This is a genomic window from Aquiflexum sp. (assembly GCF_977115555.1).
In genome coordinates, this window is record NZ_CDSBKL010000296.1 from 1 (window position 1) to 5273 (window position 5273).

The window sequence follows — 5273 nt, forward strand, 5'->3', positions numbered from 1 at the left end:
GGGTCTTGGTCTGTCATTGAGCTATGATATAGTCAAAGCACATGGAGGTGATATGAAGGTGGAGAGTAAAGAAAATGAAGTAACAGAGTTTGTGATTCAAATGCCGATGGTATGATTCAGACCTTCTAAGTTGTAAAAAATATGGGAATAGTTTTTAGCTAACCAACCCGTATTATTAATAGCGATAGTGCCTTAGGGCGCTGAATTGGAGACAAAGAAGTTTTTTAATTTGGTAAGGAGTGCTATTTAGCTTATTTGCCTAAATCATGTGTTTTCAATTAGAGTCCTCTTGATAGTAGGATTACTTTTTAATTTAGTATATTTTATAAATGAAAAAGCAAATATATGCTTTCATCTTTTTTCTCCTGACTACCTCAAGCTACAGTCAGGTCAATCTCGATTCCCTCATGGGGATATGGAACGATAAGACGAAAGCCGACACCTCCCGGCTGAATGCAATGGATATTTTTTTGCATGGCGGACCCAATAGAGAATTCCAGGGAAATGATTTGTTCATAACAAACCTGGATTCAACGTTGATTTTGATTAAGCAGATGCAGACATTGGCAAAGGGCTATCCCCGTCAAGAATTGAAAGCAGTGAGACTCAATGGGGCCTATTTTCAAACCATTCAAAATTTTCCAGAGGCCATGAACTTTTATGGTCAAGCGCTTAAGATTGCAAAGGAAACCAAGGATCCGCGACTAATCATGCTATCACTTGTGACTTTGGGGAATGGTGAATTTGCTTGGGGAGTTTCAACGGGAATACCTGACTCATCTAATTTTGTGCAGGCAGAGAAATATTTCCTGGAAGCATTGAATTTGATGGAACTGCAATCCATCAACTCAAATGAAGTGGCTACCAAGCGTGATGCTCAATTGACCAGATATGGCGCATATGCTTATAAAGGTCTTGGGTTATTAAGTGAAGCCGTACAAAACTTTCCAAATGCTCGTGGGCACTATGAAAATTCGATATTACTGGCTACAGAAATTGAGGACGTAGATCTTCTTGAGGAAGCCTTGGGAAGACTCGGGATGGCATTTGATGCTGAGCGAAACTATCCGGCAGCCATCAGATTCTACACAAAATCCTTACACTTGGCGGAACAAAAGGGGGACAATCACTGGATAGCACATAATTTGCAAAGCCTCGGCGAGCTTTATACCAGGGTAGGAGAGTACTCAAAGGCAGAGGATTATCTTGCCCGTGCATTGGCTTCAATGCAAGCGGCAGGGGCTTTTTTCAAAAGAGAACAATTGCCGATATTTCTGAGTCTACACAACTGTTATTCCGAGCAGAAAAACTATACCAAAGCATTAGAATATGACTCCATATTTATAAAAATGGCAAGGGAAATTTTCCCACCCTTCGTCGGTATTGGCTATGCATTGCTTGCAAGCGATTACTATGAGCTGGGAGATTATACAAAAGCGCTGGAATATGGTTTTCTCGGGTTGAAAACAAATGAAACGGGGTATCTTCACAATTTCATTTCTGTGCAGATAGGGAACGCCTATAGAAAACAGGGGCAATATATAAAAGCGATTACATGGTGCGAAAAAGCAAATACCGATCCAAATATTGAGTTGCAAAAAGATGCTTGCGAATGCCTATACGAATCTCATAAAGCATTGAAGCATGGCAACGAAGCCCTTGCTTTTCACGAGAAATTCTTGTTGTTAAATGACAGCCTCAACACCCAAGAACTCTCAAAGAATCTTCAGCAAATGGAATTTGCCAAGCAGGTCCTTACCGACAGCATTGCCCAGGTTGAAAAGGAAAGGCTAGTGGAAGAAACACACATAGAAGAAATACGTCAAAGCACGCAGACAAGGAATATTTTGATAGGTTTAGGGATTGTAGTGTTATTGTTCTCCGTTGGTCTCTGGAGCCGCCTGCGTTATATCCGAAAATCGAAAGCTGTTTTGCAAGTAGAAAAGGACCGCTCTGAAAATTTATTGCTTAACATTTTACCGGCAGAGATAGCCGAAGAACTAAAGGCAACCGGCCGGGCCGAGGCGCGAGATTTTGACAAGGTATCTATCCTCTTCACCGACTTTAAGGAATTCACACAGACCTCCGCAAAACTTACCGCCAAGGAATTGGTAGGCGAGATTAATTTTTGCTTTGAAGCTTTTGACAAAATCTGTGGTAAATACAATGTGGAAAAAATAAAAACAATTGGTGATGCCTACATGGCAGCGGGCGGTTTACCTGTGCCGACACACGATTCAGCAAAAAATACGGTGTTAGCTGTACTTGAAATGCAACGGTTTATTGCAGACAGAAAAGCGGCGCAAGACGCAATGGGTAAGCCGGCATTTGAAATGAGAGTGGGTGTACACACCGGTCCTGTGGTCGCAGGTATCGTGGGCGTAAAGAAATTCCAGTACGACATCTGGGGTGATACCGTGAACACCGCCTCGCGCATGGAAAGCAACGGGGAAGTGGGCAGGGTGAACATCAGCCAATCTACCTATGAAGAATTAAAGGACAATTCAAATTTCACTTTTGAAAAACGGGAGAAGGTTCATGTGAAGGGCAAGGGAGAGATGGAGATGTACTTTGTTTCTTGATTGGCAAAAAAATGGTTGGCGAAATTCTTACAATAAGAAAGAAACCCGGAGTTTTCCTGATGAAAAAAGGTGGATTAAATAGAGTTACATGATGACTTTAAGATGTTCCTAAAATCAGCAAAGCCCGTAAAAAATCAACTTTACCGGGCTTAGGATTTTGATGATTAATTCAAGAAAGGACTTTTGGGTTTAATTTCTTGTTCTTGCCGGATCAACAGTCCTCGTTCTTGCAGGATCCACTGCTGCTGTACGGGCAGGGTCTACGGCGATCTGAGACATATCATCAGTTAATTCTTCATCAGTCGATTCATTCGGTGAAGAATCATTATCTTGGTCATCTGATAGGGAAACATTCATTTGGAAACCTGATTCTGATTCTGTAGTGAAAAATAGAAATATGTAATTTTCGGTGTTATAATGATGGGTTCTTTTCATGATTTTATATTTATAATGCAAATATTATATAATAAAGGTAGTTTTTTAAGTTAAAATTCCAAATATTATCCCTTTCAAATTAAACCTTATTCAAATCCCACAAACAAACAATTAATCATGCGTCACCTATGAAAAGTCGTTTGGGAATACTTCTGAGCAAACTTAGGCTAATCTTACTTTTTGTACTTTGTATTGACTTGGTGTTCATATTGGCAGGACAGGCACAGACCATTGAAACCCTGAAGTCCGATCTTCAAAAGCTTGAACTGAGGCCGGGATATGCCAAAGACACTATATATCTCAACAAAGCAAACGAACTTGGTTTTATGCTTGCAGAAAGCAACCCTGACAGTGCTTTCTTGTTTTTAGACAAACAAATTAAGTTGTGTCGAGAAGCAAAATATAAAAAGGGTGAATCTGAAGCTTTGAAAATATATGGCAATGCATTACAGAATAAAGGGGAATTCACTTCTTCGATCGAGTATTACAATGAGGCCCTCACTATAGCAGAGGGATTACCCAATGGAAATTTAGTTCCGGGTATTCTGAATAATATCGGATTGGTATTTTATAGTCTTGGGAATTATGCAGAGGCTTTAGAAAATTTTTATGAGGCCATTTCAGGGGCAGAAAATTCAGGGAACTTAAATGTAAAAGCAGCTGCGCTGAATAACATTGCCCTGATATATTTTGAACAGGGAAAGCTTGAAGAGGCCAAATCAAAATATAGGGAGATGTTGGAAATTTATAGAGAGATAGGTAATCAGGGAAGGGTGATTCTAGCTTACAACAATATAGGAGATGTGGAACTCAAACAGGGCAGACCCTTGGATGCCCTTGAAAATCTGAAAATAGGGCATGCATCAGCTTTGGAATTGCAAAGTCCGGAATTTATAGAAATGACCGCCCGGACAATGGCGGATATATATGCTGCACTTGACAGTACAGAGAAGGCAGAAAGCTTATATCGGGAGTCCATTGGTATCGCTCAGGAAAAAGGATACGGAGTTCCTTTCTCGCACTCCATGATTGGATTGGCTGAGTTGTATTATAAGAAAGGAAACCTTGAACAAGCCTCAATTATCGCCAATGAAGGATTGGTCCAAGCAGAAAAAATGGGGCAGATTATGCAGCTGCGCAATGCAAATGAATTATTGGCAAAAATCTATGAAGAAGAGGAAGATTTCCCGGAAGCCTTGGATAGATACAAGCTTTTCAAATTGTATAATGACAGCATCAACAATACACAAGGTCAAAGGCTTGCAGCTACCTTGGAATCAGAGTATGAATTTTCAAAAAAGACACTTGAATTTGAAAAAGCGAGCCTGAGACAATGGTGGCTGATTTTTTCAACCATGATAGTATTGATTACTTTTTCGATTATTCTATTCATAGTCTATCGGAACAGGAACAAACTGAATAGGGCTTATCTTACCCTAAAGGAGAAAAATATAGAAATTGAAAATAAAAATGAAAAACTGGAAAAGGCCCTCAGCCAGTTAAAATCAACACAATTACAGCTCATCCAATCAGAAAAGATGGCTTCGCTTGGAGAGCTTACTGCCGGCATTGCCCATGAAATGCGGAATCCGCTGAATTTTGTGAATAACTTCTCCGAGGTGAGCAATGAGCTTGTTGACGAAATAGAAGCGGAAAGAGCAAAGAAACCTGAAGCAAGAGACGAGACTTTGATCAGTGAAATACTAGAGGATATTAAGGAAAATCTTAGGAAGATCAATCACCACGGAAAACGAGCCGAGTCCATCGTGAAAGGAATGCTTGAACATGGCCGAAACAGTTCAGGAGAAAAAGTTTCTACAGATATCAATGCTTTGGCAGAAGAATGCCTGCGGATATCTTTCAACGGGCTAAAGGCAAAAAGCAAAAACCTGAACGCAGACTCTTTTCCTATAGCTATTAAGACGGACATCAGCCCAAACCTCCCAAAAATCGATATAATCCCACAGGATATGGCAAGAGTGCTGTTGAATATTATCAACAATGCTTTTCAGTCCTTTGGTAATTCAGCATTTATTTCCGATAACTATAGGGATCAGGATTCTGAATTAAAACCATCAGTAACCGTCTCTACAATGATGAATGGTGACAAAATTGAAATAAAAGTTTCTGATAATGGCCCAGGCATCCCCGATGCCATCAAAGACAAAATCTTCCAGCCTTTCTTCACCACCAAGCCGACAGGACAGGGGACAGGATTGGGCCTGAGTCTGAGCTATGATATCATAAAGGCACATG

General features: G+C 40.3%; 3 protein-coding genes. 2 read left to right on the forward strand and 1 reads right to left on the reverse strand.

Translation table 11 applies throughout. The features are described 5' to 3' along the window. The first annotated feature begins 329 nt into the window (after positions 1-329). Positions 330-2582 carry an adenylate/guanylate cyclase domain-containing protein gene (locus tag ACZFYI_RS15240; protein WP_462524988.1) on the forward strand — a complete coding sequence of 751 codons (2253 nt, stop codon included), beginning with the start codon at positions 330-332 and terminating at the stop codon, positions 2580-2582. A gap of 189 nt (positions 2583-2771) precedes the next feature. Here the strand turns inward: ACZFYI_RS15240 and ACZFYI_RS15245 are convergent, their stop codons facing one another. Further along, entirely contained in the window at positions 2772-3017 is a 246-nt protein-coding gene (locus ACZFYI_RS15245) for a hypothetical protein (protein ID WP_462524989.1), read from the reverse strand. A gap of 128 nt (positions 3018-3145) precedes the next feature. Between ACZFYI_RS15245 and ACZFYI_RS15250 the strand changes: the two genes are divergently transcribed. Continuing rightward, positions 3146-5273: tetratricopeptide repeat-containing sensor histidine kinase (locus tag ACZFYI_RS15250; protein WP_462524990.1), on the forward strand; the 2128-nt coding region annotated here is incomplete at its 3' end.

Bases quoted from the DNA above. Each gene is read 5' to 3' on its own strand.
- ACZFYI_RS15245 (WP_462524989.1), bottom strand. From the start codon at position 3,017: ATGAAAAGAACCCATCATTATAACACCGAAAATTACATATTTCTATTT.
- ACZFYI_RS15240 (WP_462524988.1), top strand. From the start codon at position 330: ATGAAAAAGCAAATATATGCTTTCATCTTTTTTCTCCTGACTACCTCA.